The following is a 25,850-nucleotide window of genomic DNA, read 5'->3' as shown; positions in this document are numbered from 1 at the left end:
GGGAGGGTGGGCACAACCCCCGGTGCGGGCCGCCTTTCCAAGAGACCTGTGCCAGGACTAGCCATCGGTCACCCCAGCTGCCAGCAGCACCGCGTCCTCGGGCGCGAAGTGCACAGTGACCTCGGCCCCCAGCGGAGGTGTCTCCCGCAGCTCCCGTACGTCCGCCTTGACGCGATGCCCGCCGACTTCCACGTACAGCCGGTGGGTGGACCCGCGCCACTGGACCTCGGTGATCCGGCCGCTGAGGGCGTTGGGCCCGGGGCCGAGCCCGACGAGATGGGGGCGGACGCAGAGGGTGGCGGTGGAGCCGGGCGCGGCCTCGGAGACGGGGACGTCGAGGGTGACGCCCTCGAAGGTGGCCCCCTTCTCCTCCACCGTCACCGGCAGCAGGTTCGCGTTGCCGACGAACGATGCCGTGAACTCCGTACGGGGACGCCGGTACAGCTCCTGCGGCGTGCCGCAGTCCTGGAGCCGCGCCCTGTCCATGACGGCGATCCGGTCGGCCAGGGTCAGCGCCTCGACCTGGTCGTGGGTGACGTACAGGATCGACACGTCGGGGAGTTCGCGGTGGAGCCGGGCCAGTTCGGCGAGCATCCCGGAGCGCAGCTGGGCGTCGAGCGCCGAGAGGGGTTCGTCGAGGAGGAGCACGTTCGGGCGGATGGCGAGCGCGCGGGCGATGGCGACGCGCTGCTGCTGCCCGCCGGAGAGCTCCCGGGGGTAGCGCTGGGCGTAGGCGGCCATGCCAGTCATCTCCAGGGCCTCGGCGACCCGCCCCGGAATCTCGCTCTTCGGCACCTTCTGGGCCTTGAGGCCGAACGCGACGTTGGCGTCCACCCTGAGGTGGGGGAAGAGGGCGTACTGCTGGACGACCATGCCGATGCCCCGCTTGTACGGCGGGAGCGCGGTGACGTCGCGGTCGCCGATGAGCACCCGCCCGGAGGCCGGCCGGACGAATCCGGCGACGGCCCGCAGGGCGGTCGTCTTGCCGGAGCCGGAGGGCCCGAGGAGGGCCATGACCTCGCCGGGCTCGACGGTCAGGTCGAGGGAGTCGAGGACGGTGTTGCTCCCGTACGTGACGGTGACGCCGTCGAAGCGGATGCCGCTGGTCATGCCTCGTACGCCCCTATCAGGGACGGGAGTTCCGCGACCGAGGAGAGGACGTGCGTGGCGCCGTGCTCCTTGAGCGCGGTCTCGTCGTGCGCGCCCGTGAGGACGCCCGCGACGATCCCGGCGCCGGAGCGGACGCCGCTGAGCATGTCGTACGAGGTGTCGCCGGCGACCGCGATCCGGCGGACGTCGTCGACGGCTCCGGTACGGAGGAGGGCGGCGAGGACCATGTCCGGGTAGGGGCGGCCCCGGCCGCCCGCGTCGGCCGGGCAGAGGGTCAGTTCGACGAGGTCCCGCCAGCCGAGGGCGTCGAGGATGGCGTCCTGGGTGACGCGGGCGAAGCCGGTGGTGAGGACGACGGTCCGGCCCTGGTCCTTCAGTCGGGCGATCGCCTCGGCGGCCCCGGGGACGGGGGCGATCAGGCCGTCGGCGACCAGCTCTCCGTACGCCGCCTCGAAGGCGAGGTTGGCCTCCTGGGCGCGGGTCTCGTCGCCGCCGAAGAGGTGGCGGAAGACGGAGATCTTGGACTCGCCCATGGTGGCGCGGACGTAGTCGATCATCGTGGCCGGGTCTTCGCCGAGGCGTTCGGCGGCGGCCGTGAAGGCCTGCTCGACGAGGCCGCCGTCGGCGACGGTGGTGCCGGCCATGTCGAGTACGACGAGGTTCATGTCGGTCATCTGCTTCACCAGCCCAGTTCGTTCGCGGTCGTCTCGGCGATGGCGGGCGAGCAGGTCATGCCGCGGCCGCCGGGTCCGGTCACCAGCCAGACGCCGTCGCGGACCCGCTGGCGGTGCACGACCCGGCTGGTGTCGACGCACTGCGCGTACACCCCGGCCCAGCGGCGCCGGATCTTCGGCAGCGGGCGGCCGAGGAAGGACTCGACGACGCGGGTGAGGTGCTCGTAGGGGTCTTCGAGGGTGTCGAAGGCGAAGGGGTGCTCGTACTCGTGGGTGTCGCCGATGGTCAGTCCGCCGTCGAGCCGCTGCACCATGAGCAGCTGCATCTTGTGGGCGGCGGCGGTCGGGTCCTGTGCCTGGTTCTCGTTGAGGGCGTCGAGGGCGGGGGACGCGTACGCCGGGTAGTAGCGGAAGGAGTCGGCGTCGGCGACGGAGGTGGTGAGCGGCTCGCCGAGGGGCGCGGTCTGCATCATCTGGAGCCGGACGCGGCGGACGGGTATCTCGCCGGCGACCTCGCGGACGAGGCCGGAGAGCCAGGCGCCGGTGCACAGGACGACGGCGTCGCCGGTGTGGGTCTCGCCGCGGTCGTCGCGGACGGAGTTCTCGCCGACGACGTCCCGGACCTCGCGGTTCGGGAGGAACGTGTAGCGGCCGGTGGCGAGGAGGGCCTCGCGGAGGGCGAGCTGGGCGAGGCGCGGTTCGACGGCCGCGTCCCGCTCGCACCACAGGGCGGCCTCGGCCCCTCCCTTTTCAAACGCTCCCCGGAGGGCCGGGTTGACCGCACGGGCCTCGGCGGCCGTCAGCAGCTTGTAGCCGCGGGAGGCGGCGTCGGGGCGGGCCACGGCGGCCTCGGCGACGGCGAGTTCGAGCTCGTTCCGTACGGGGGTGAGGGAGCCGATGGCCCGGAAGCCGAGGCCGGGGACGCGGGCGCCGATGCCCTCCCAGAGTTCGCGGGCGCGCAGGGCGGTGTCGAGCTCCTCCCCGCCCGCCCGTCCGCTCACCCAGATCTGGCCGAAGTTGCGGAGGGACGCTCCGCGCGCCTCGGCCTCGCGCTCGATGTGTACGACCTCGTGGCCGCGCTCTATTGCCTGCCAGGCGTGCATGGTTCCCACCACGCCGGCTCCTACGACGATCACCTTCATGACGACGACGGTCGCGGCGGTGGGTGGACCGGACGGATCCGGCGGACGACGGGACGGTGAACGGACCGACAAGCTTGGACCAGACCCGTTACCGCTCCGTTATCTCATGTGTGATCAGTTCTGCCGCCCCAGATGGGTGGTGAAGCTGAACCGGTCCCCCCGGTAGAGCGTGCGGACCCGCTCCAGGGGCCGCCCCGAGGTGTCCCGGGAGACACGGTGGAGCAGCAGCATCGGCAGCGCCGGCGGCGTACCGACGAGCAGGGCCTCGCGCGGGGTGGCGAGGACGGTCTCGATGCGCTCGTCGGCGTCGCCGAAGGAGATGCCGAGCCGGTCGTGGAGGTAGGCGTAGAAGGAGGAGTCCGGGTCGAACTCGGTGTCCAGGTGCGGGGCGCGGGCCTCGGAGACGTACGTGCTCTCGAGACCGACCCGCTCGTCGTCCGCGAGGAGCACGCGCTCCATGTGCCAGACGGGCTCGCCGCGTTCGGCGCCGACCTCGGGGGCGAGCGCCTCCGGGCAGGGGAAACGGTCGAGCGAGATCAGGCTGCGGCCGGGGCGGCGGCCCTGGCGGCGCACGCCCTCCGTGTAGCTGGCGAGCGAGAGGGGCTGCTCCAGCTTGGGGCCCGCGACGACCGTTCCCCGGCCCTGGCGGCGCAGCCGCCCCTCCAGGAGGAGTTCGCGCAGCGCCTGCCGGACGGTCTCGCGGGACACCTCGTACCGGACGGCGAGATCGCGCTCGGTGGGCAGCAGCCCGCCCTCCCCCAACTCGTCGACCATCAGGGCGATCTTCGCCTTGACGGCGTAGTACTTGGGGACGCGGCCGTGCTCGGGGATGCCGGAGCGGACGGGGGCGCCGGGGCTGGTCTGGTAGTTCATCCGGGGATGGTCGCAGACGGGGATGAACGGGAAGGTGTACGGAGCATGACTCAGCGGTGCCGGCGGCGCCGGGCGACCCCGAGGAGGACGGCGCCGAGCAGGACGAGGCCGGCGGCGAGCGGGGCGAGGACCCGTGCGTACAGCTCGGACTCCCGTCCCGTACTGGCGAGTTCGGGGTCCTGTTCGGCGTCCCCTTCGGTGTCGGCGGGGTCCTCGGCGCCCCCGATGGCGGGGGCGGTCGGGGCCGGCGGGCGGGGCGTACTGCGGGGCGGTGCCGAGGGGTCGGCCGGGGCGGTCGCGTCAGGAGGGCGCGGCGCGGCGGGGCCCACCGTCAGGCGGTAGTCGCCGGACTCGCCGACCCAGTCGCCGTCCTCGCCCTGGCGCTGCACGACGGCCGCGTTGACCACGACTTCGTCGGGTGCCGTCTCCGCCTCGAACGTCAGGCGTACGGGCACGGTGAGGGTCCGGCCCGCGGGCACCGCGAAGCCGCCGAAGCCCGTGAACGCGCCCACGTTCTCGGCCTCGTCGGTCGCCTCGAAGGCCACCGGGCGCCAGCGGGCCGACCCGGCGTCGTAGAACTCGAACCGGATCTGCTCCGGGCGCAGGGCCCGGTCCCGGTCGGTGAGGACGAGCACCGGGTGGACGTCGGAGCAGGGGGCGTCGGTCGTGTTGGTGAGGTCGAGCTTCCAGGCCTGGAAGGGGCCGCCCGCCGGATAGTCGGCCGGTCCGCCGTGGATCCGGGTGTCCAGCGGGAAGCTGCCGTCGGCGGGGGTGCCGCAGGAGGGGGCGGACGGATCGGGGGCGGGGGCGGCGGGGGCCGGGGCGGCGATGGTCACCGTCGCCGCCGCCGCTGCGGCGGCCACGGTCGCGGTGCGGACACCGCAGAGGCGCAGGGGGGCGGGGGCCATGGGACGGGGCCTTCCTGCTCGCGGGCACGGGGACGGCGGCGACGCTGCCATGCGGGAGGGGGCGGGTGGGGCAGCGACACCGGGGGGACGCCCGTTGGGACCGACGAATCCGCCCTATCGGCCTACTTTCCGATGATCGGAAAGCCTTCGGCGGCTTCCCGCTGACCGGTGCGTCGACTCACTTCCCGAAGACCGGGGCGCCGCTCACTTCGGGAGGGCCGGGGTGCCGGTCCTTCCGGAAGGCCGGGGCGCCGGTCACTTCCCGAAGACCGGGGCGCCGCTCACTTCCCGAAGACCGGGGCGCCGCTCACTTCGGGAGGGCCGGGGTGCCGGTCCTCCCGGAAGGCCGGGGCGCCGGTCACTTCCCGAAGACCGGGGCGCCGGTCACTTCCCGAAGACCGGGGCCAGGGTCAGCCACGCCGCGCCCTCCGCCACCGCGTCCCGCCCCGTCGCGAGGTCCACCGGGACCGGGAGGCCGAGGCCGCCCAGGACCTCCCGTACCCCCTCTGCGAAGACGTCGGGCGCGGCGAGCACCACCCGGCCGCCCAGGAGGACCTGGTCGATGTCGAGGAGCCGGACGAGGTTGGCCGCGCCCGTGCCCAGGATCCGCGCGGCCTCGGCGAGTTCGCCGCGCGCGACGGCCGCCAGGCACAGCACCTCCAGGCAGCCGCGCCCGCCGCAGCCGCACGGCGGTCCGTCGAGCTGGACGGTCTGGTGGCCGAGCTCGCCCGCCCCGGTCCTGTCCCCGCGCAGGGGCGCGCCGCCGAGGACGAGGCCGGCGCCGAGCCCCGTACCGAGGTGGACGTAGGCGAAGGAGCCGGGGGCGGCGGGGCGCAGGGCGAGGCCGAGGGCGGCGGCGTTGGTGTCCTTGTCGAGGACGACGGGCAGCCCGAGGCGCGCTGCCAGCTGGTCCCGTACGGGATGCCCGGCCCACTCGGGGAAGCCGGTGACGCGGCCCGGCACCCCGGCCCGGTGGTCGAGGGGGCCGGGCATGGCGACCCCGACGCCGAGGAGGGTCCCGGGGGCCGGGACCTCTCCGGGCGCCGGAGCCGCTTCCCGTGCGCTCCCGCCCGGCGGGAACCCGTCAAGGAGCGCCCGTACCTCCTCCGTCACCGCGTCCAGGACCGGCCCCGCCCCCGCGCCCAGGTCCACGGGGCGGCGGCGCACCGCCAGGGCCGTGCCTGCGAGGTCGGTCAGGAGGGCCGTGAGCTCGTCGCGGTCGAGGTGGACCCCGACGGCGTACGCGGCGGAGGGCACCAGGCGCAGGACCGTACGGGGCTTGCCTCCGGTCGAGGCGCGGTGGCCGGCCTCCGCGGCGAGGCCCTCGGTGCGGAGCCGCGCGGTGATCTTGCTGACGGCCTGTGGGGTGAGCCCGGTCCGCTCGGCCACCTCCAGGCGGCTGATCCCGGTCTCCCCCGCCGTGCGCAGCAGATCGAGCACGAGCGCCGCGTTGTGGCTGCGCAGGGCCGGCACGTTCACTCCCACCAGGTCTTTCCTCACTCCCCCATTGTGGCGGTCGCTTGCACTTTGGCAACAGCGTTGCTTAAGTGGAATCCATGACTGGCAGCACCGACCCCCGCACCCCGCTCCGCGTCGGACTCGTCGGCTACGGCCTCGCGGGCTCCGTCTTCCACGCCCCGCTGATCGCCGCCTCCGAGGACCTCGTCCTCGCCGCCGTCACCACCGGCAACCCCGAGCGGGCCGCCGAGGCCCGCGCCGCCCACCCCGGCGTCCGGGTCGCCGCCCGCCCCGAGGAGCTGTGGGAGCGGGGCGCGGAGGAGCTGGACCTGATCGTCGTCGCCTCCCCCAACAAGACGCACGTCGCCGTCGCCGCGGCCGCTCTGGAGGCCGGCCTCCCGGTCGTCGTCGACAAGCCGCTCGCCGGGACCGCCGCCGAGGCCCGCGCGCTCGCCGCCCTCGCCGAGGAGCGCGGCCTGCTGCTCTCGGTCTTCCAGAACCGCCGCTGGGACAGCGACTTCCGCACCCTGCGCCGGCTCCTCGACGAGGGCACGCTCGGCGAAGTCCAGCGCTTCGAGTCCCGCTTCGAGCGGTGGCGGCCGCAGCTCAAGGGCGGCTGGCGCGAGTCCGGCGCGCCCGAGGAGATCGGCGGGCTCCTGTACGACCTGGGCAGCCACGTCGTCGACCAGGCCCTCGTGCTCTTCGGCCCGGTCGTCTCGGTGTACGCCGAGTCGGACGTGCGCCGGCCGGGTGCCGAGGCCGACGACGACACGTTCCTCGCGCTCACCCACGCGAACGGGGTCCGCTCCCATCTGTACGTGAGCGCCACCACCGCCCAGCTGGGCCCCCGTTTCCGGGTGCTCGGGCAGCGCGCGGGCTTCGTGAAGTACGGGCTCGACCCCCAGGAGGCCGACCTCCGCGCGGGCCTGCGGCCCGGGAGCGGCACTGTCTGGGGCGCCGAGCCCGAGGGGCTCTGGGGCCGGATCGGATCCGGGGAGTCGCCGCTGACGGGCGGCGGCACACCGGTGGAGTCGCTGCCCGGCGACTACCCGGCGTACTACGCGGCCGTCGCCGCCGCGGTGCGCGGCACCGGCGCGAACCCGGTCACCGCGCTCGAGGCGGCCGACGCCCTCGACGTCCTGGAGGCGGCTCGGACCTCCGCCCGCGAGGGCCGCGTGGTCTCCCTGTAACAACCGCTCAGCCCGGCTTTCCGGGGCCTGGGCCGCCGGGCGACGCTCCACGCGGAACGCCGCCCCCTTCGTACCCATGCGGTCAGGCACAGGTCACCGACCCCTGCCGTCAGGCACCGGTGACCTCGCGCCTCTTCCGTCAGGCGCCTTTGAGCTCCTGCCGCTGCCGGCCGAGGCCCTCGACCTCCAGCTCGACCACGTCACCGGGGCGCAGGTACGGCTTGGGCTCCGGCTGCCCCATGGCGACGCCCGCGGGCGTACCGGTGTTGATGATGTCGCCGGGGTAGAGGGTCATGAACCGGCTGACGTACCGGACGACTTCCGCGACCGGGAAGATCTGGTCCGAGGTATGGCCGTCCTGCTTGAGCTCGCCGTTGACCCACAGCTTCAGGCCGAGGTCCTGCGGGTCGGGCACCTCGTCGGCGGTGACGAGCCAGGGGCCGAGCGGGTTGAAGGTCTCGCAGTTCTTGCCCTTGTCCCAGGTGCCGCCGCGCTCGATCTGGAACTCGCGCTCGGAGACGTCGTGGGCGACGGCGTACCCGGCGACGTGCGCGAGGGCCTGCTCGTCGGTCTCCAGGTAGCGGGCGGTGCGGCCGATGACGATCGCGAGCTCCACCTCCCAGTCGGTCTTCACCGAGCCGCGGGGTACGAGCACGGTGTCGTCCGGGCCGACGACGGTGTCGGCGGCCTTGAGGAAGACGACGGGCTCGGCGGGGGTGGCCTGACCGGTCTCGGTGGCGTGCCCGTGGTAGTTCAGCCCGATGCACACGACCTTGCCGATCCGGGCGACCGGCGGGCCGACGCGCAGTCCGGTGGCGTCGAGCGCGGGCAGCACCCCGGCGGCCGCCGCGCCACGGATGCGGTCGAGGGCGGAGGCGTCGGCGAGCAGACTGCCGTCGATGTCGTCGACGAGGGCGGACAGGTCGCGGAGCGTTCCGTCCTGGTCGAGCAGGGCGGGACGCTCGGCTCCCGCCGGGCCGACACGCAGCAGCTTCATGGTCTTCTCCCTGTGGTCGAGGTGGGCCCGGGAAGGGCCCTGAGGGTGCCCCGGCCGATGGAGTGCGGCCATCGGAGGATTGGTCGATCCTCCAAGAGAAGAGGTCGGTCTGCAAGACCCCGTTCACACACTGGACCCTTACGCGGGAGTAACCAGGGCTGCCTGAGGCATGTCCCGGTAGAGGAAGGCCCGCTCGACGGCGGTCCAGGTGGTGCTGGTCACGATGTAGAGCGCGGCGGCCAGCGGGACGACGGCGACGGAGATCAGGGTCGCGAAGGAGAGCAGCGGCAGGTAGCGGGCCATCCCGGCGGCGAGCGCGGCGCCCGGCTGGCCGGAGTCGACGGCCGGGGCGAGGGCCTGCTGGCGCTTCGCCCGCACGTAGTTGTACGTGGCGACGGCGGCGACGATCGCGAAGAGCACGAGGTAGACCAGGCCGGCCGGGCCGAGGACGCCGCCGTGGGCGAGGGCGTCGGCGTAGTGGTCGCCGAGCGGGGCGGCGAAGAGGCTGTGCCCGGTCATCCGCCCGCTGGAGAAGAGGTGGAACATCAGGAAGAACGCGGGCGCCTGGAGCAGGCTCGGCAGACAGCCGGCGAGCGGCGAGACCTTCTCCTCGGCGTGCAGCTCCATGATCGCCTTCTGGAGCCGCTCGGGGTTCTTGGCGTGCTTCTTGCGGAGCGCGGCGAGCTGCGGGGCGAGCCGGGTGCGGGCCTTCTGGCCGCGGGCGGCGGCCCGGGAGAGCGGGTGGATCGCGAGCCGTACGAGCAGGGTGAAGAGGATGATCGCGGCGGCGGTGGCGGTGGTGGCGAAGAGCGGCTGGAGCAGGTCGGCGAGCCGCTCGACCAGGGAAGCGAAGACGTTCAAGGGAGCCCTCCGTGGGGTCTCGTCGTGCCGGGGATGCGGGAATTCGGCATGACGGATCCGCGAGAGGTGCTCGCTGCACGGGTGCGGGTGTACGGGTACTGACTGTACGAGTACCGGCTGTGCAGGTACTGACTGTACGAGTACGGGCCGTACAGGTACGGGCTGTACGGGTACGGCGGTACGGGCTCCCTACGCGGCCGTCGGGAGGAGACGGCCGGGAGCGCGGGGTCTGCGGCGTCCTGCGGCGTCGGGGTCGCGCTGGGGCAGGAAGGCGGTGCGCCGCTCGCGGTCGCGTATGGCGGTGCGGACGGCGGTGGGCTGCACGGCCGGGGCCGTACGGGCTCCGAAGAGGGCGCAGACGACGCCGGTCGCGGCGAGGGCGACGGCGGCGGAGAGGCTCGCACCGTCGGAGAGGAGCAGGTCGGCGAGGGCGAGCAGGAAGAACAGGGGCGCGACGAGGCGCAGGACCAGGGCCCTGATGGTCATCCCGCCACCTCCTCTCACTCTCTCCGACTCCCTCATCTGCATGTCTCAGGGTGAGGACGCACGGGAAGGCGCGGAAGTTCCCGCAGTCCTTCAGGAACTCGCGTGCTCCAGGGGGACAAGGAGGCGGCGGGGCCGGAGGAGGGCGCGGCTGACGGGGTCGGCGGGGTCCGGGTCGAGCCCGGCGCCGGGCCGCATCTCGACGTCGGCGAGCGGCACGGGGATGCGGCAGGAGGGGCAGTCGCCGTACGGGCCGAGTTCGGTGCCGCAGTCGGCGTGGTGGAAGTGGCGCAGCGGTACGGCTCCGGGGACCTCGCCGCGGCCCCAGGCGCCGAGCGCGCGCAGGACGGGCCAGAGTTCGAGGCCGCGTTCGGTGAGCACGTACTCGTCGCGCGGGGGCGACTCCTGGTAGCGGCGCCGGTCGAGGACGCCGGCCTCGACGAGGGCCTGGAGGCGGGCGGCGAGGACGGCGCGGGGGATGCCGAGGTGGACGAGGAAGTCGTTGTAGCGGCGGACGCCGTAGAAGACGTCGCGGACGACGAGCAGGGTCCAGCGTTCGCCGATGACCTCCAGGGCGCGGGCGATGGAGCACTGCTGCTGGGCGTAGTCCTTACCGAGAGCCATGGGATCCATCGTACCGATGCAAGGTTCATTGAACGAACCAACCCTGCTACGGTGAGTTCATTCACCGAACCGAAGGGTGGAGGTCCCTGCCATGTCCCAGCTCGCCACCACGACCCGGCGCGCGTCCCCCACCCGCGCCGGCCGCCCCCGGGCGACGCTCGCCGTGACGGCCGCCGCCACCGCGGTCGCCCTGATGAACTACACGGCCCCGATGCTGACCCTGCCGGACATGGCCGCCGCCTTCGGGACCCCGGCCTCGGCACAGGCCTGGCTGCTCAACGGCACCCCGCTCGGCCTCGCCGTCCTCCTTCTGGTGGCCGGCAGCCTCGCCGACGCGCACGGACGGCGCCGGGTCTTCCTCCTCGGCACCCTCGCCCTCGGCCTCACCACCGCGCTCGGCGCCTTCGCCGGCTCGACGCTCACCTTCACCGCGGCCCGGATCGCGCAGGGCGCGGCGAGCGCGGCCGTCCTGGCGGGCAGCCTGGGCCTGCTCGCCCACGCGTACCCGGCGGGCCGGGACCGGATCAGGGCCACCGGGATCTGGGGCGCGTCCGTCAGCGGCGGCATCGCCCTCGGCCCCCTCCTCGCGGGCGCGCTGAGCCTGGCCGACTGGCGCCTGGCGTACGGGACGCTCGGCGCGGCGGCGCTGGCGATCGCGGCGGTGGGGGCGGGGACGCTGCCGAAGGAGACGAAGGCCCCGTCGGACAGCGGGCGCCCGGACATCCCCGGCGCGCTCGCCCTCGGCCTGGCCCTGGCGGCGCTGCTCACGGCCCTGACGCTGGGCCGGGACGGCTGGCTGCGGGCCCCGGTGGGGCTCCTGCTGCTTGCGTCCGCCGCGCTGACGGCCCTGTTCGTGGCGGTCGAGCACCGGAGCCGTACGCCCATGGTGGACCTGGCGCTGCTGCGGAGGCCGGCGTTCCTGGCGTCGACGCTCGGGGCGCTGTTCACGGGCCTGGCGGTGATCGGCCTGTTCAGCGTGGTGCCCGCACTGCTGCAGGGCGGGGCCGGGATGTCGCCGCTGGGCTCGGCGTGGCTGTTCCTCCTCTGGTCGGGCACGGCGTTCGTGGCGGCGCTCCAGGCGCGCCGACTCGCGGGCCGGCTCTCCGCCGCGCACCAACTGGCCGTGGGCTTCGCCCTGTCGGCGGCGGGGATCCTCACCCTTCTCGGCGGCCTGGAGGGCCCCTGGCCGCGCATCGTTCCCGGTCTCCTGGTGGCGGGCGCGGGCAGCGGCCTCCTGAACGCGGCGCTGCCCCGGCTCGCGGTGGACTCGGTGCCGCCGGAGCGGGCGGCGATGGGCTCGGGCGCCAACAACACCGCCCGCTACATCGGCTCCTCGGCGGGGGTGGCCCTGACGCTGGCCCTGCTGACGACGGGCCCGGACACGGCACTCCTGGTGTCGGCGGGCCTGGCGGCCACGGGAGGGGTGCTCACGCTCGTACTGGGGAGGAGACGCGGGTGAGATCCCGAAGTACGCGTGCGCGTGGAGCGCTCACGGAACGGGCAGGCGGATCGTCTCCTGGAAACACCCCCGGAAATGGAGAGGCTCATGGAACGGGCTGGGCGAACGTGACCCCGTAGCGCCGCTCGAACTCACGGATGCGGGAGGGCAGCGTCCGCCGCAGAGCGGCGATCTCATCGCGGTGAGATGCCTGGAAGACCGTTCGGCGACTGATGCGCAGCAGCTCGCGCACGACCTCCACGGGAGCCATGCACGCGGAGTACGCCGCCCCGAGCTCCCGGTCGGCGCGGGCGGCCTCGGCCGGGTCCTCGACGCTCTGGACCGTACGGTCGACCAGGGCGAAGAAGCCCTCCTGGCCGTCGACGTGGATGCCGTACCGGTCGAGACAGTCGGGGAGCCCCCGCAGGGCCTCGCGGGACCGCGGGTCGTCACGGACGGCGGAGACCTCGGGCCACCACTGCGACTGGAGCGGTCCGTAGAGGTCCTTGAACTCCTTGACGACGGCGCGGGCGTCCTGCTCACAGCGCCGCTGCGCCTCCGGGTCTTTCCGGCCGACCGGAACCGGTGATTCCGCCTGCGGCACCGGGACGTTCAGGGTGAGGCCGTGACGCCCGATGAATTCGAGGTCGGGGAGGTCGGACCAGCCGATGTACGCCGGCGGGGGAACGTCCGGGAAGCTCACCCCCTGCCGCTGGACACACTCGCGGAGCCGCGCATGCCCGAGCATCTGCGCGAAGCCGTCGAGCCCCCGGGTCAGCCGGGTGTCGGCACCGGTCGCGGGCAGGATCATGGCCGTGATGTCCTGCGGCACTCCCTTCCGGACACCGGGAGGCCGCGGATCGCCCGACGGCAGGGAGAGGGACGGCGCGGAGGAACCGGGCGCGGAAGCCCCGCAAGCCGTGAGAACGGTCGACACGACGACAGCGCCGAGGACCGCGGCGAGGACCCGCATCTTCAGCACCACAACACCCCACACCTTCACGCTTGTTCCAGGGACGGTGGGGCCGCCCCGAAAGCGGCCCCACGGTAGGTCGGAGGACCGACAGATCAGTGGGTGATCTGCACGTTGTCGCCACCGTCCATGTAGCTGGCGACGGTGAACTGTGTACCGGCGGAGAGGTCGGTGACCAGCGCCATGGTCGAGTCGTTGATGCTGTGGTACCCGTCCCACGCCTGGACGTAGCCCCGGGAACCGGTGACCCAGGTCCCGTTGGACTTCTTGTAGCGGCCCCCGTAGTAGTCGTACGTACGGCTGTTGGTGTTGTACGAGTAGGTCAGGTTGAGGTCGAGGCAGCCACTCGAGGCCTTGGTGGCGATGGTGCCCTGCTGCTCCCACCCGCCGGTGGTGATGCTGCTGACGACGCAGCCCTGGGCCGAGGCCGAGGCGGCCGGCGCGAGCGCGACGGAGGTGGCGGCGAGACCGGCCAGAGCGAGGGCGCCCGAGGTCAGCGTGAGCGTACGGATACGACGCATGTCGTCACTCCTAGTGATTTCGACGAAGGGATCCACGTCCACCCGGCAGTGATCAGAACCCTGCCGGGCCGATTCGAATCCTTGCCGGGGAAATCCGGGATTCCGCTGTCCCGGCGCCCGCCCGGGACACCCGGGACGCCCGGGACAGGTGGAACGGGCGCCCCCTAGCCGCGTGTCGAGACGAGCTTGGCCCAGACGACGAGCCGGTAGGTGCTGCTGAACTCGGGGGTGCAGGTGGTGAGGGTGAGATAGGCACCGGGGGCGTCGTACCCGTAGGAGGGCTTGACGAGAGACCGGGGAACGGCGCGGATGACCCCGACATCGCGGGGAGAGGTGGAGGAGAGCACAAGATCAACGCGATAGACGTAGGTACGCGCACGCGTACGCACGGAGATCTCGTCTCCTCGCCCGAGCCGATTGATGTACCGAAAGGGCTCGCCGTGCGTGTTCCGGTGCCCGGCGAGCGCGAAGTTCCCGACGCGCCCGGGCCCGGCGGTGCCGGGGTAGTGCCCGGCGTACCCCTTGTCGAGGACGGACCGCTTGGAGACGCCTTCGGCGACGGGGACGGTGAGCCCGAGCCGGGGGATACGGAGGACGGCGAAGGCGGAGGAGGGGGCGGGGGCAGGGGCGGGGCGGGAGCCGCCGGCGACGGCGGGCGCGGAAGAGGCCGGAGACTCCGACTCGCCGAACGAATCGGACACGCCGGCCCCACCGGGCTGATCGGATGGATCGGATCGATCGGGTGGATCAGACTCACCGGGGGGAGAGATGTCCCACTCCCGCTCAAGAACCCGCACCTGGTCACGGGCCTCGGCGCGGGCCTCCCGATTGGTCCACCAGAGCTGATGGACGACAAGAAGCAGGATGAGAACCCCGCAGGTGACGGCGGTCTCGGCGCTCAGCCACAGCGCGCGTGCGCCCGTACGGGATCGTCCTCCCGTCTGGACGACGACCGGCACCCGCTCCCGCACCCTGGCCCGCACGCGGGGCACGATAAGCGCTGAGGCGCCAACTCTCCAGGCCCGTACAGCAGTACGGTGGAGAGCATGCGCCCCGACACGCCTGCCGCCCACACGACCGAAGCCGAGCGTCTGCTGCGCACGGCAGCGCAGTACCCGGGAGACCGGGAGCCGCTGTACCTCCAGGCCGCGGCCCACCGGGAACTGGCGGGGGACCGCCCGGGCGCGACGGCCCTGTACGACGAGCTCCTCTCCGGGGAGCCGGCGAATCCGCACCTGATCAGGGCGCTGAAGGCGGCGAACCTGTGGGAGTACGGCCACGAGGCCGAGGCGCGGGCGATCATCGACGGCATCCGGCGGACGAAGCCGTCGGACGCGGCGCCCTGGCAGATCGCGGCGGAGACACTGGAGGCGCACGACGAGTTGGAGGCGGCGGAGTCGACCCTGACGGAGGCGGCGACCCTCCTGGCGATTCCGGAAGAGGAGCTCCCCCACGCCACCCAGTCGCTGCTGACCACCCGCCACCGCATCCGCCGCATGCTGGCGCTGGAGCACGACGACTGGGACGTACGGGCGGACCGCCTGCACACGGGCACGGTCGAGCTGGACGAACTGCACGACCCGAAGCGCCTGTGGTCGCTCGGCTCCTCGGACCCGGCGGAGCTCCAGGCGGAGATCACCCGCCTCCGCTCGGAACTGGGCACGTACCGCACGGCCCTCTCCCGCCCGTTCCCGGTCGCGGTCCTCCACTGGCCGGAACCGGAACTGGACGAACTCCTGGCGGCCTATCCGGAACTGGAGGCGGAGTACCCCACGTACCGGGCCCACCTGACGGACATCGAAGCGTCCCTCCGCGAACTCTCCCAGGCCGGCACCCCGAACCTCGGCATCGTCCGCGCCACGGTCCCCTCCTACGAAGCGTTCGCCGCCTCAGAATCCACCCACCCCTCGAACGCGGACCTCCTCCCCCAGTACGCCACGACCCTGGCGGCCCGCGCCCGAGCGACGGCCTGGCCGCCGGGGCGGGGTGCGGAGTGCTGGTGCGGGTCGGGGCGGACTTATGGGGAGTGCCACGGGGCGGAGTGACCGGCTCGCCAGCCATCGGTATCAGGCATCACCGGATGTTTGTCGGTGACGCCTGATACCAATGGTGCGGTTGATCAGGGAGGGGATGTCGATGAGCGAGCTGTCGGACTCCAACGGGCCGGTTACGGGTCTCTACGAGCAGTTGATAACCCTGCGGCTCGAAGGGAAGCTCAAGGAGCTTGCAGGTCGTGGTGTCCATGCGATCGACGACGCCGTCGGCCCCGAGTCCTCTCCTCGCGTCCTTGCGAAGCACGTGTCCGACACAGTGCGCCGCATCCTGGAACGGCTACCTGCGGCAGAGCACGTGCATGCGGCCAATCACATCCTCGAATCCATGAACACCATCGACGGTGCCCGTGAATGGGTCGAGCTCGTTGCTGATGGTCCCCGCCAGCTCCTTGCAGTCGCGGAGCAGGAAGCCCAGGGCGTCTATCGCATCCGCCCGGCCACCCCGCTGGCAGAGGCAGCCCTTCTCACCAACGCGCCGGAGGACCCCAGCCTCGGATTCGAACTGCGAGCAGAACTGGCTACGGCTGACCGCGTAGACCTCCTCTGTGCCTTCGTGAAGTGGCACGGTCTGCGTGTCATCGAGCAGTCGCTTGAAGCAGCTCATGCGCGGGGCGTCCCGATCCGGGTCATCACGACGACCTACATCGGGGCGACCGAGCGGCAGGCCCTCGACCGTCTCGTTCGGCGCTTCAACGCCGAGGTGAAGGTCAACTACGAGCTCCGCTCGACCCGCCTCCACGCCAAGGCATGGCTCTTTCGCCGAGACAGCGGATACGACACGGCGTACGTCGGCAGCTCCAACCTGTCGAAGGCAGCGCTTCTCGACGGACTGGAGTGGAACGTTCGGCTGTCGTCCGTTGCCACACCGGATGCAGTCCGCAAGTTCGAGGCAACCTTCGACACCTACTGGAGTGACCCCGCATTTGAGGCGTATGACCCCGATCGCGACGGCGCCCGACTCAGCGAAGCGCTCCGGGTAGCTGGCCACGGCACGAGCACGGCACCAGACCAGCCGATCACGCTCTCCGGTCTCGAAGTACGCCCGTACGCCCACCAGCGGGACATGCTGGAGCGCCTCCAAGTGGAGCGCGACGTCCACGACCGGCATCGGAACCTTCTCGTCGCCGCGACAGGCACGGGCAAGACCGTGATGGCCGCACTGGACTACAAGCGCCTCCGGCAACAGCACGGCCGCAATCTGCGCCTGCTGTTCGTCGCCCACCGGCAGGAGATTCTGCGCCAGTCACTGCGCACGTACCAGGACGTGCTCGTCGACGCCAACTTCGGCGAGGAGTTGCACAGCGGTCTCGAACCGGCCGGATGGCAACATGTCTTCGCAAGCGTGCAGTCGCTGAATGGACAGAGGCTGGAGCAGCTGTCCCCCGACCATTTCGACGTCATCGTCATCGATGAGTTCCACCACGGCGTCTCCTCGACCTATCGGCGGATCATCGACCACTTCCGCCCCGTGGAGTTCCTGGGCCTCACCGCAACTCCGGAGCGCATGGACGGTCGCAACGTCCAGGACGAGTTCTTCGACGGACGCATCGCTGCGGAGATGCGCCTGTGGGAAGCGCTGGAGAACGACCTCCTGAGCCCGTTCCACTACTTCGGAATCTCCGACACCACCGACATGAGCGCCGTGGCATGGAAGCGTGGAGCCTACGACTCAGCGGCGCTCAGTGACCTGTTCACGGGCAACGAAGCCCGAGCACGTCTCGTCGTTCAGGCCGTACGGGAGAAGGTGTCGAACCCCGGGGGCATGCGCGCCCTTGGTTTCTGCGTCTCCGTAGCCCACGCCACCTTCATGGCGGACTACTTCAAGCGCGCTGGTCTCAAAGCGCAAGCCTTGTCCGGCGAAACGCCCCGGGAACAGCGCAAGGCCGCCTTGGCCGCCCTCCGCGCCGGCGAGCTCCAAGTGATCTTCTCGGTCGACCTCTTCAACGAAGGCTTGGACATCCCGGACGTCGACACCCTCCTGCTGCTGCGCCCCACCTCCAGCGCCACGGTCTTCCTCCAGCAGTTGGGGCGCGGGCTACGCCGCACGGAGAACAAGGCGGTCCTTACGGTCCTGGACTTCATCGGCCAGCACCGCAAGGAGTTCCGCTTCGAGGAGCAGTTCCGTGCGCTGACCAACCTGACGCGCAACCGCCTCCTCGCCAACATCGAGCGCGACTTCCCCCAGCTGCCGTCTGGCTGCCAGATCATCCTTGAGTCGAAGGCCAAGGAACTGATCATCGACAACATCCGTAGCCAGATCAGCGTCAACGTCACACAGCTGGCACAGGAGGTCAGGCGGTACGGCGTGCTGGAACTCTCGGCATACCTGCACGAGAGCGGTCGGGAGTTGAAGGAGATCTACCGCGGCAACGGCAACTCTTGGACGGGGCTTCTCCGCCGATCCGGGTTGCTGCCGAAGGAGGCGCCGGAGGGCGAGGAGGCGCTCCTGAAGCGCGTCTCAGCCTTCCACCACACCGACGATCCCGAGAGGATCGCCGCATACTCCGCGATCCTTGAGGACGATGCCCCTCGCTACGCCAACATGCGCGAGCGCGAGCAGGCCTTCGCTCGCATGCTCTACTTCTCGCTCTGGCCGCTCAGTGGTTTCACCAACTACGAGGAAGGCTTGGAGTCGCTCCGGTCCCAGCATGCCCTCCGGAATGAACTCCGTCAGGTGCTGGCCCACGCATGGGGCCGGCTCGACCACGTCCCGATCAGCCTGACGGGGTCCCTCGCGGGTCTCCCTCTGACCGTCCACGCCTCCTACAGCCGCGAAGAGATCCTGCCTGCCTTGGGCCAGTCTTTCGTGGACCGCGATGTCCCGGGTCACTTCCGCGAGGGCGTGAAGTGGTGTGAGGCCATCAAGACCGATGCCCTGTTCATCACCCTTGAGAAGGACGAGAAGGACTTCTCTCCGCAGACTCGCTATCACGACTACACCCTGAGTGATCTGCTCTTCCACTGGGAGTCCCAGAACCGGACGTCGGACACGTCAGCAACGGGCCGCCGCTACCAGACCCACAAGGCAGACGGCTCGCACGTCCTCCTGTTCGTCCGCCGCTACAAGAAGACCGACATCGGCGGCCCCCAGCCGTGGATGTTCCTGGGCCCGGCCGAGTACGTCGAGCACAAGGGCAGCAAGCCGATGGGGATCACATGGAAACTGCGCCACGAGATCCCCGCTGATGTATGGACGTACTCGACGATCGCGGCGGGCTGACACGGGGTCGCCGCCGCCGACAGGGGTGACGGGCAGGCTGGCTACCCCGTGACGCTCTCGACGACCTGAGTGATCTCCTTGACCACTCCGGAGCCTGCTTCGATGGCCGTCTGCAGCTGCGTCGCGCCTGTAGCGAGGAGGGCTGATGCGGCAACGAATGCTACGAAGCCGCGCCGCCACCTCCCACCGGTCTGAAGGTCTTGACCGGTGAGCCCTGTGGACGCTTGCGCGATCGATCCGATGACTGACGTGGCCTCACGAGAGATCCGAGCAGTACCAAAGAGGGTGGCATTGTCGATCAGCCAGAGAAGGTGCCTGATCTGCGCGGCGATCTCGTCTCGCAAAGCGGGCGCGAGTTCTCCGTCGGGAGTCTCTGCCAGCAGTTCGAGCCAGGAGTCACAACTCTCCCTCAGACCCTCCAGGTTGGTTCCCGTGGGGGCGGAGCACGTGCCTCCCAGCACGCTCTGCAACAGATCAGCCGCCGACGCCAGATGATCGAGGGTCTCCTGCGTCACCAATACACGGGCTGGACGACCCGAATCCGCCCAGTTCAAATCGGGTTGAACCACGGCCGTCCACCACTGCGGAAAGTAACGAGAATAGCGATCCCGCTGAGCATCGGGCAGTGCATGTACCTGCTGGATGGTTTCCGCAAGAAGGCCAGTTACCTCTGCGTGCCGGCGGGCGAATTCCGAGGACCCCCACTCCGCACCGAGTGAATCGGCCCACCCGCTCCGAAAGTTCTGAGCCCCCGACTCCCACACCCGCACAAGAATCTCGTGCAGGCCATGGGCGCTCGTACTGGGAATCCGCGTCTCCATCCCCCACCCTCACAGCTTGGACAGCAAGAAGAAACGAAGCTATCAGACACCCCACAACAGGGCGGGCACCTTCCTCTCGCGCGAGCCACTTCGGGCACAATTCACGACAAACTACACACCTCTTGACGTAGTTTGCGCCACTCGCAATCCAGCCAGCACCCTGCGAGATAGCCTCTGGCCAGACTTGGGAGGAAAAGTATGGCCATCATCAAGAACGCCGCCCGCCAGACGCTCGGCCAGCTCATCGGAGCCAACAACCCGCCGGTCGTGGTACCGGACGACAGCCAGCGCCAATACGCCTGGGGGAAGCGCGAGGTGGATACATACTGGGCTGACATTCAGAAGTTCATGCGGGCGCGCCGCACGGGAATCCAAGCCTCTTCGGAATACTTCATCGGCCCCATCGTCACCATCACCGACGACAAGATCACCACGCGCTCCCTCCTCGACGGCCAACAGCGCCTCACTACGTCGACGATCCTGATCGCAGCGATCAGGGACACCCTCGGGACGATGGCTTCAACCGAGGCGCGAGTGATAGCAAACAACATCCAGCGCGACTACATAGCACGCCGTGACGGTCGACACTCGCACCCGCAATACTTCCTCACGCTTTCCCTGTTCGACCGAGACTTCTTCAAGGACTACATCCAGAACTGGAATGAAGCCAGGGGCAGGATGACCGTAACGGAGCAGCCCTCCCGACCTTCACACAAGCTCATTGAAGACTCCTACAAGTCATTCAAGAGTCACATCTCCCAAGCCCTTGAACCCATCCATTCCGAGGAAGATCGCCTCGACTGGCTCGACGAACTTGCCGATTGCCTCGTCAAGGGCTTGGTATTCGTCGAGGTTCAGACGCCGACTTCCAGCGATGCCAACGAGGTCTTTGAAACCATCAACTCCCGAGGCAAGGACCTCTCAACGGTCGACCTCGTCCGCAACTTCCTCATGGAAAAGAGCCGGAACGACGAGGAGAAGGAGCGAGTAAACAATGCTTGGCGATCCCTGCTCGACGGGTTCGAGCGACGGGAGGACATAGAGAAGTTCTTGCGGCACTTCTGGGTTGCGCGACACGGCGATGTCCGCTCGCACAGTTTGTACACGACGATCCGAAAGGATCTCACGCACCGCTTCGACACGGTAACGCCTCGGTATGAGGTGCGCACCTTCGCTGCAGAATTACAGAACGCCTCGGGCCGATACATCGAGCTCATCACCTCGGGCACAGGCACCGAGCCGCTCGACAGCCTGCTGGACGAGGTGAGAAGCCTCAGCGCCGACGCTGCCTACCCACTGCTTCTCGCCATCTCCGAGAAGGTTCCGTACATCCAGATGATCAGAGTGACGCAGGCTCTGATCAGCTACTACGTCCGCTGGACGGTTGTCGGACGGCGCGAGTCGACCCTGCTGGAAGAGAAGCTGTTCGACCTCGCCAAGCAGATCAGCTCTGGCCTCCCCACCGAGGCGGCGTACGAGCAGATCACCAACTGGACCCCAGACGACGCAACCTTCCAGTCCGACTTCGCTCAAGCTCCCATCCCGCGAAGCGCGCAGGCACGTTACCTACTCACCGTCATTGAGCAGCATCTGCGGCGCAATGCAGACGTCGACGACGTGGTGGTGGCCGGCGCAACAGCTGTGCACGTGGAGCACATCTACCCGCAAAGCCCGGAGTCCGAGTTTCGACTCGACGAACACTCGTCATGGGTCAACCGGTTGGGTAACCAGACCCTGCTGCACGGCCGAAAGAACCGCGTCGCGTCCAACAAGGCGTACCCGGAGAAGGTCGACGCCTACAGCTCCTCGTCCCTTCTGATCACACAGGAGACCGGAATCGAGCGCCTCTGGGACTTCGAAGGTGACGGCTGGCGCGCCCGCGGAATCGAGGAACGGCAGGCGGACCTTGCCAAGATCGCGGTCGATGTGTGGCCGGTGGGTGCAAGAAACGACGGGGCTCTCTGACACCGCCCAGGGGAAGGCTCGTACGCTCAAAAGGACGCCCCATCGACAGGAAGGCCCCGCCATGCCCCGCATCCCCTCCCCCGCCATCGCCGCCGCCGGGCTCGTCGGTGGTTACGCCGTTGCTCGGTGGACCAAGAAGCGGCCCCTCGGGGGTGTCGTGCTTGCTGCTGCCGGTGGTGTGGCTGCGCGGGAGTGGCAGCAGGTGGGTGGGGTCAAGGCTTCCGTGGGGCTGACCACCGCGTACGTCGCCGCGTTCGCCGGGTCCCATCCGCTCGCGAAGAAGATCGGGGCCTGGCCCGCCGTGTTCTCCGTCGCCGGGGGCATGGCCGCCGCCTCCTGGGCCGTGACGCGCGGGAAGGCGTAATCCAGCCGGCTGACGCGGAAAGGCGTGATCCACCCCGGCCGGCCCGCCGGAAGGTCTGCCCCTCAGCCGCCCACCGCGTGGCTCACCGTGTAGATCAGCAGCCCCGCCAGCGCGCCCACCACCGTGCCGTTGATGCGGATGAACTGGAGGTCGCGGCCGATGTTGGCCTCGATCTTGCGGGAGGTCTGGGTGGCGTCCCAGCCGGCGACCGTGTCGGTGATCAGGGACGTGATCTCGTGGCGGTACGTCGTGACCACGTACGCCGCCGCGTCCTCCGCCCAGCCCTCGACCTTCGACTGGAGGCGGGTGTCCGTCGACAGGCGGGTGCCCAGGGAGATCAGGGAGGCGCGGGCGCGGAGGCGGAGCTGGCTGCGGTCGTCCTCGGCCGCCGCGATGATCAGGGACCGGACCGAGGACCAGGCCGAGGCGATGATGTCCTGGACCTCCGGGCGCGCCAGGAGGTCCGACTTCAGGCGCTCCACGCGCGCCCGCGTGTCCGTGTCGGCCTGGAGGTCCGCCGCGAAGTCCGTGAGGAAGCGGTCGATCGCGCCGCGCGCCGGGTGCCCCGGCATGTCCCGCATCTCCGTGATGAAGCGGAGCAGTTCCTTGTAGACGCGTTCGCCGATCTTCCGGTCCACGAAGCGTGGCGTCCAGCCCGGCGCTCCTCCCTGCACCGCGTCCATCACCGAGTCCCCGTGCGTGACCAGCCAGTCGTGCGCCCGGGTGCAGATCAGGTCCACCGCCCTGTGGTGTGCCCCGTCGGCCACCACCTTCTCCAGGGTCTTGCCCAGGCCCGGAGCGATCTCCGCCGCCTCCGCGCGGCGCGTGATCGCCTCCCCCACCACCGCCTGGACATCCGCGTCGCGGAGGACGGTCAGGGCGCCTCGTAGGGCTGTCGACGCCTCCGCCGTGACCCGGTCGGCGTGGGCCGGGTCCGCCAGCCACTGCCCCAGGCGGCGGCCGATGCCGAACGCCTTCAGCCTGCCCCGTACGACATCCGCCGACAGGAAGTTCTCACCCACGAACGTGCCCAGCGACGCTCCCAGCTGGTCCTTCTTCGTCGGGATGATCGCCGTGTGCGGGATCGGGAGGCCCAGCGGGCGCCGGAAGAGCGCCGTCACCGCGAACCAGTCCGCCAGCGCGCCGACCATGCCCGCCTCCGCCGCCGCCGCGACGTAGCCCGCCCAGGCCCCCCAGCCCTCGTTCCGCGCCCAGGTCGCCAGGGCGTAGACCACGGCCACGCCGAGCAACAGGGATGTCGCCAGGGTCTTCATGCGGCGGACGCCTCTGCTCTTCTCCTCGTCCGCAGCCGTGTACGAGAAACTCACCATCGACTCGACCTCCTACCTCAGGGACTCCCGGCGCTCGTCCCGAGTTCCCCCGTACATCTTCGCGATCACCGCCTCGATGTCCGGCTCCCGCACCGAGAGGTCGAGGAGGGGATACTTCGCCGCCACCGCCGCCACCAGCGGGGCCGCCGACTCCGTCGCGGGGAACGCCAGCCACTGGCGCGGCCCCTCCGACCGTACGAAACGAGCCCCCGGCACGTCCGTGATCGGCGCCAGCTCCCGCTCCAGGTCCACCATCAGCAGCCGCTCGCTCTCGCCCACCGCGTGCAGGCCGGCCAGCTCCCCGTCGTACATCAGGCGTCCGTGGTCGATGACCATCACCCGTGAGCAGAGCTGTTCGATGTCCGTGAGGTCGTGGGTGGTCAGGAGGACCGTCGTGCCCCGGGTCGCGTTCAGGTCGCGGAGGAACTCACGCACCCTCGCCTTCGACACCACGTCCAGGCCGATCGTCGGCTCGTCCAGGTACAGCACCTCCGGGTCGTGCAGCAGCGCCGCCGCGATGTCGCCGCGCATCCGCTGCCCCAGGGACAGCTGGCGTACGGGCACGTCGAGGAGGTCCCCCAGGTCCAGGAGGTCCACGCAGCGGGCCAGGTTCTCCTCGTACCGGGCGTCGGGGATCCGGTACATGCGGTGCATCAGCCGGTACGAGTCCTTCAGCGGCAGGTCCCACCAGAGGGTGGTCCGCTGGCCGAACACCACCCCTATCCGCTGCGCCAGACGCGTGCGCTCCCGCGCCGGGTCGATGCCCGCCACCCGCAGCCGGCCGCCGCTCGGGGTCAGGATGCCGGTCAGCATCTTGATCGTCGTCGACTTCCCGGCGCCGTTCGGGCCGATGTAGCCGACCATCTCCCCGCGCTCCACGCCGAAGCTGATGCCGTCGACCGCCCGGACCTCCCGCTTCTCGCGGCGGATCAGGCCCGCCTTCCGGCGGACCGTGAAGACCTTCTCCAGCGATTCCAGTTCGATGAAAGGCATGCCCCTCCGGCTTCCTGTCGATCAGCTTCTTGTCGATCGGCCTTCTGTCGCTCGGTACGCGTTCAGCTTCCCGTCGAGCGGTACGAGCGGATTCCCGCGCGCCACGCCAGCCCCGCGACCCCGCAGCTCACCGCCGCCACCAGCGGCGACACGAACGCCGCCCAGTCCGGCACCCCCGCCGGAGCCGGCCGCCCCAGCACGTACAGCGCGGGCAGCCAGCTCACGAACGCCAGCGGTACGACGTACACGACACCCCGCACCAGCTCCTGCGCGAAGATCGTCGGCGGGTACTGGAGGAGCGTGTTCCCGCCGTACGTGAAGGAGTTCGTCACCTCCGCCGCATCCTGGATCCAGAACAGGGCCGACGCGCCCACCACCATCACCGCGCCGAAGATCACCGCCCCGCACACCACCGTCACCGGCAGCAGCACCACCTTCAGCGGCGTCCACTCCAGATCCAGCAGGAGAAGGCTCCAGACCAGGACCATCAGGCCCTGCGCGACCCTGCCGAACCGCCGCAGCGCGAACTTGTCCGCCGCGACCTGCGCGAGCAGCGGCGCCGGGCGCATCAGGAACGTGTCGAGCGAACCGTCCCTGACCCGCTTCCCCATCCGCTGGAGCGAGCCCATCGTCAGGTCCGCGATCCCGAACGACGTGCCCGCCGTCCCGTACAACAGGGCGACCTCCGCGAACGAGAACCCGCCAAGACCCCGCACCTGACCGAACATCAGCAGGATGACGACGAAGTCGAAGAAGGTGACGCAGAAGCTGGTGAAGAGGGTCAGCGCGAAGGACGAGCGGTACGTCATCGTGGAGCGGATCCACATGCCCGCCACCATCCGGTACGTGCGCCACGAGTCGGCCGTGGAGGACCTAGCCACCCTGCACCACCACCTTCCTCGTCGCCGCCGCCTGCGCCGCCCTCCCCGCGCCCAGCAGGACCAGTGCCCAGCAGCCCTGGAAGGCGTACGCCCCCGCCAGTTCCCAGCCCTCGTACCTCCCCAGGTACACATCGGCCGGCACCTGGAGCAGCGACGCCCACGGCAGCATCCGCGCGAGCTCGCCGAGCGCGCCCGGGAAGACGTTCAGCGGCAGCAGCATCCCCGAGAAGAACAGGCCGCCCAGCCAGGCCACCTGCACCACCCCCTGGCCGTCGAGCAGCCAGAACGCGCTCATCGCCACCAGGTACCAGATCGCGAAGCCGACGACCGAGCCCAGCGCCACCGCGAGCAGGAACGCGAGCCACGCGCCCGGCCCCGGCGGCAGGGTGAAGTCGAAGACGAGCGCCCCGAGGGCCATCGGGGCGACGCCCCGGCCGAGCAGCTGGAAGGCGGAGCGGCCGGCGTTGGCCGAGAACCACCAGGCCTGGAGGTCGGCGGGGCGGTAGAGGTCGACGGCGATGTCACCGGTTCTGATCCGCTCGATCAGCTCGTCCTCGAAGCCGCCGCCCATCAGGCCGCAGACGGTGATCAGCGCCTGGCCGATCCACACGTAGGCGAGGGCGTCGTCCATGGAGTAGCCGCCGAGCCGCGGCCGTTCGTCCCAGAGGGCGATGTAGGTGGCGGAGAGGACGAAGCCGAAGACGCTGTTGGTGAAGACACCCGCGGCCGTGGCCACGCGGTAGGTGGCGAAGCGACGGAAGCCGCCCGCGGCCACCGTCGCGTACAGCCGCAGCATGAAGGTCCCTTTCGGCGTGGAGGGCGGAGACGGGAAACGGCGAGGCGCACCACCCTGGTGGCTTCGGCGTGGCGGACGGAGGACGGGAAGCGGCGAAACGGCGAAACGGCGAAGCGCACGACCCTAGTGGCTTCGTCCGGCGCGCCGCGAGCGGTTTTCGCGCCACCTTCGGG

24 protein-coding genes are annotated in these 25,850 nt (G+C 70.5%); 6 read left to right on the top strand and 18 right to left on the bottom strand.

Going from position 1 to position 25,850, the window contains the following annotated elements; all coding sequences use genetic code 11:
- Window positions 1-57: 57 nt before the first annotated feature.
- The 6 genes from AC07AW_RS07420 to AC07AW_RS07395 all read right to left on the bottom strand — a co-directional run bounded on the left by AC07AW_RS07420 (window position 58) and on the right by AC07AW_RS07395 (window position 6,207).
- On the bottom strand, window positions 58-1,110 hold the full coding sequence (locus tag AC07AW_RS07420; RefSeq protein ID WP_478814520.1) for an ABC transporter ATP-binding protein: 1,053 nt from the start codon (window positions 1,108-1,110) through the stop codon (window positions 58-60).
- Window positions 1,107-1,784, bottom strand: coding sequence for a phosphonatase-like hydrolase (locus AC07AW_RS07415; RefSeq protein ID WP_478815302.1), 678 nt, complete (start codon window positions 1,782-1,784; stop codon window positions 1,107-1,109). The genes AC07AW_RS07420 and AC07AW_RS07415 overlap by 4 nt, the downstream gene beginning before the upstream one ends.
- Window positions 1,785-1,789: 5 nt before the next feature.
- On the bottom strand, window positions 1,790-2,926 hold the full coding sequence (locus tag AC07AW_RS07410) for a TIGR03364 family FAD-dependent oxidoreductase (RefSeq protein ID WP_478814519.1): 1,137 nt from the start codon (window positions 2,924-2,926) through the stop codon (window positions 1,790-1,792).
- A 114-nt stretch (window positions 2,927-3,040) separates the two neighbouring features.
- On the bottom strand, window positions 3,041-3,799 hold the full coding sequence (locus AC07AW_RS07405; protein ID WP_478814518.1) for a GntR family transcriptional regulator: 759 nt from the start codon (window positions 3,797-3,799) through the stop codon (window positions 3,041-3,043).
- A 50-nt stretch (window positions 3,800-3,849) separates the two neighbouring features.
- The gene (locus AC07AW_RS07400) at window positions 3,850-4,707 is read right to left on the bottom strand and encodes a hypothetical protein (RefSeq protein ID WP_478814517.1); all 858 of its coding nucleotides are present in this window, start codon (window positions 4,705-4,707) and stop codon (window positions 3,850-3,852) included.
- A 384-nt stretch (window positions 4,708-5,091) separates the two neighbouring features.
- Window positions 5,092-6,207 carry an ROK family transcriptional regulator gene (locus tag AC07AW_RS07395; RefSeq protein WP_478814516.1) on the bottom strand — a complete coding sequence of 372 codons (1,116 nt, stop codon included), beginning with the start codon at window positions 6,205-6,207 and terminating at the stop codon, window positions 5,092-5,094.
- Between the two features lie 56 nt (window positions 6,208-6,263).
- On the opposite strand from AC07AW_RS07395, the gene AC07AW_RS07390 reads away from it, so the two are divergent.
- Window positions 6,264-7,355 (top strand): Gfo/Idh/MocA family oxidoreductase, encoded by a 1,092-nt coding sequence (locus AC07AW_RS07390; protein WP_478814515.1) that lies wholly within the window; start codon window positions 6,264-6,266, stop codon window positions 7,353-7,355.
- A 139-nt stretch (window positions 7,356-7,494) separates the two neighbouring features.
- Here the strand turns inward: AC07AW_RS07390 and AC07AW_RS07385 are convergent, their stop codons facing one another.
- The 4 genes from AC07AW_RS07385 to AC07AW_RS07370 all read right to left on the bottom strand — a co-directional run bounded on the left by AC07AW_RS07385 (window position 7,495) and on the right by AC07AW_RS07370 (window position 10,320).
- On the bottom strand, window positions 7,495-8,352 hold the full coding sequence (locus AC07AW_RS07385; RefSeq protein WP_478814514.1) for a fumarylacetoacetate hydrolase family protein: 858 nt from the start codon (window positions 8,350-8,352) through the stop codon (window positions 7,495-7,497).
- Between the two features lie 138 nt (window positions 8,353-8,490).
- Window positions 8,491-9,213 carry a YidC/Oxa1 family membrane protein insertase gene (locus AC07AW_RS07380; protein WP_478814513.1) on the bottom strand — a complete coding sequence of 241 codons (723 nt, stop codon included), beginning with the start codon at window positions 9,211-9,213 and terminating at the stop codon, window positions 8,491-8,493.
- 189 nt (window positions 9,214-9,402) lie between these two features.
- Window positions 9,403-9,699 carry a DUF6412 domain-containing protein gene (locus AC07AW_RS07375; RefSeq protein WP_478814512.1) on the bottom strand — a complete coding sequence of 99 codons (297 nt, stop codon included), beginning with the start codon at window positions 9,697-9,699 and terminating at the stop codon, window positions 9,403-9,405.
- A gap of 90 nt (window positions 9,700-9,789) precedes the next feature.
- Window positions 9,790-10,320 (bottom strand): winged helix-turn-helix transcriptional regulator, encoded by a 531-nt coding sequence (locus AC07AW_RS07370; RefSeq protein WP_478814511.1) that lies wholly within the window; start codon window positions 10,318-10,320, stop codon window positions 9,790-9,792.
- Window positions 10,321-10,411: 91 nt separating this feature from the next.
- Here AC07AW_RS07370 and AC07AW_RS07365 point away from each other — a divergent pair, with 91 nt between their 5' ends.
- Window positions 10,412-11,779 carry an MFS transporter gene (locus AC07AW_RS07365; RefSeq protein ID WP_478814510.1) on the top strand — a complete coding sequence of 456 codons (1,368 nt, stop codon included), beginning with the start codon at window positions 10,412-10,414 and terminating at the stop codon, window positions 11,777-11,779.
- 85 nt (window positions 11,780-11,864) lie between these two features.
- Here AC07AW_RS07365 and AC07AW_RS07360 read toward each other — a convergent pair whose 3' ends face one another.
- From AC07AW_RS07360 to AC07AW_RS07350, 3 genes are all read right to left on the bottom strand, one after another.
- The gene (locus tag AC07AW_RS07360; RefSeq protein ID WP_478814509.1) at window positions 11,865-12,743 is read right to left on the bottom strand and encodes a hypothetical protein; all 879 of its coding nucleotides are present in this window, start codon (window positions 12,741-12,743) and stop codon (window positions 11,865-11,867) included.
- An 83-nt stretch (window positions 12,744-12,826) separates the two neighbouring features.
- Window positions 12,827-13,252, bottom strand: a complete 426-nt coding sequence (locus tag AC07AW_RS07355) for a hypothetical protein (RefSeq protein WP_478814508.1) — start codon at window positions 13,250-13,252, stop codon at window positions 12,827-12,829.
- A 164-nt stretch (window positions 13,253-13,416) separates the two neighbouring features.
- Window positions 13,417-14,235 (bottom strand): class E sortase, encoded by an 819-nt coding sequence (locus AC07AW_RS07350; protein WP_478814507.1) that lies wholly within the window; start codon window positions 14,233-14,235, stop codon window positions 13,417-13,419.
- 63 nt (window positions 14,236-14,298) lie between these two features.
- On the opposite strand from AC07AW_RS07350, the gene AC07AW_RS07345 reads away from it, so the two are divergent.
- On the top strand, window positions 14,299-15,297 hold the full coding sequence (locus tag AC07AW_RS07345) for an SEC-C metal-binding domain-containing protein (protein ID WP_478814506.1): 999 nt from the start codon (window positions 14,299-14,301) through the stop codon (window positions 15,295-15,297).
- Between the two features lie 91 nt (window positions 15,298-15,388).
- Window positions 15,389-18,526, top strand: a complete 3,138-nt coding sequence (locus AC07AW_RS07340; RefSeq protein WP_478814505.1) for a DEAD/DEAH box helicase — start codon at window positions 15,389-15,391, stop codon at window positions 18,524-18,526.
- 41 nt (window positions 18,527-18,567) lie between these two features.
- Here AC07AW_RS07340 and AC07AW_RS07335 read toward each other — a convergent pair whose 3' ends face one another.
- Window positions 18,568-19,347: a hypothetical protein gene (locus tag AC07AW_RS07335; protein ID WP_478814504.1), complete on the bottom strand. Its 780-nt coding sequence runs from the start codon at window positions 19,345-19,347 to the stop codon at window positions 18,568-18,570.
- Window positions 19,348-19,545: 198 nt separating this feature from the next.
- On the opposite strand from AC07AW_RS07335, the gene AC07AW_RS07330 reads away from it, so the two are divergent.
- Together AC07AW_RS07330 and AC07AW_RS07325 are read left to right on the top strand one after the other, a co-directional pair.
- Complete coding sequence (locus AC07AW_RS07330; protein ID WP_478814503.1) at window positions 19,546-21,312, top strand: DUF262 domain-containing protein; 1,767 nt, start codon at window positions 19,546-19,548, stop codon at window positions 21,310-21,312.
- A gap of 61 nt (window positions 21,313-21,373) precedes the next feature.
- Entirely contained in the window at window positions 21,374-21,676 is a 303-nt protein-coding gene (locus AC07AW_RS07325) for a hypothetical protein (RefSeq protein ID WP_478814502.1), read from the top strand.
- A gap of 62 nt (window positions 21,677-21,738) precedes the next feature.
- On the opposite strand, the gene AC07AW_RS07320 is transcribed toward AC07AW_RS07325, so the two are convergent.
- From AC07AW_RS07320 to AC07AW_RS07305, 4 genes are all read right to left on the bottom strand, one after another.
- The gene (locus tag AC07AW_RS07320; protein ID WP_478814501.1) at window positions 21,739-23,007 is read right to left on the bottom strand and encodes a DUF445 domain-containing protein; all 1,269 of its coding nucleotides are present in this window, start codon (window positions 23,005-23,007) and stop codon (window positions 21,739-21,741) included.
- Window positions 23,008-23,019: 12 nt separating this feature from the next.
- A complete protein-coding gene (locus AC07AW_RS07315; protein WP_478814500.1) occupies window positions 23,020-24,000 on the bottom strand; it encodes an ABC transporter ATP-binding protein in 981 nt (326 codons plus the stop codon).
- 62 nt (window positions 24,001-24,062) lie between these two features.
- Window positions 24,063-24,839, bottom strand: coding sequence for an ABC transporter permease (locus AC07AW_RS07310; RefSeq protein ID WP_478815301.1), 777 nt, complete (start codon window positions 24,837-24,839; stop codon window positions 24,063-24,065).
- A gap of 34 nt (window positions 24,840-24,873) precedes the next feature.
- Window positions 24,874-25,674 carry an ABC transporter permease gene (locus AC07AW_RS07305; RefSeq protein WP_478815300.1) on the bottom strand — a complete coding sequence of 267 codons (801 nt, stop codon included), beginning with the start codon at window positions 25,672-25,674 and terminating at the stop codon, window positions 24,874-24,876.
- Window positions 25,675-25,850 lie beyond the last annotated feature (176 nt).

This window comes from Streptomyces sp. NPDC044003 (assembly GCF_056435185.1).
The sequence above is the reverse complement of the archived record's forward strand: the minus strand, read 5'-3'. Positions and strand labels throughout refer to the sequence as shown.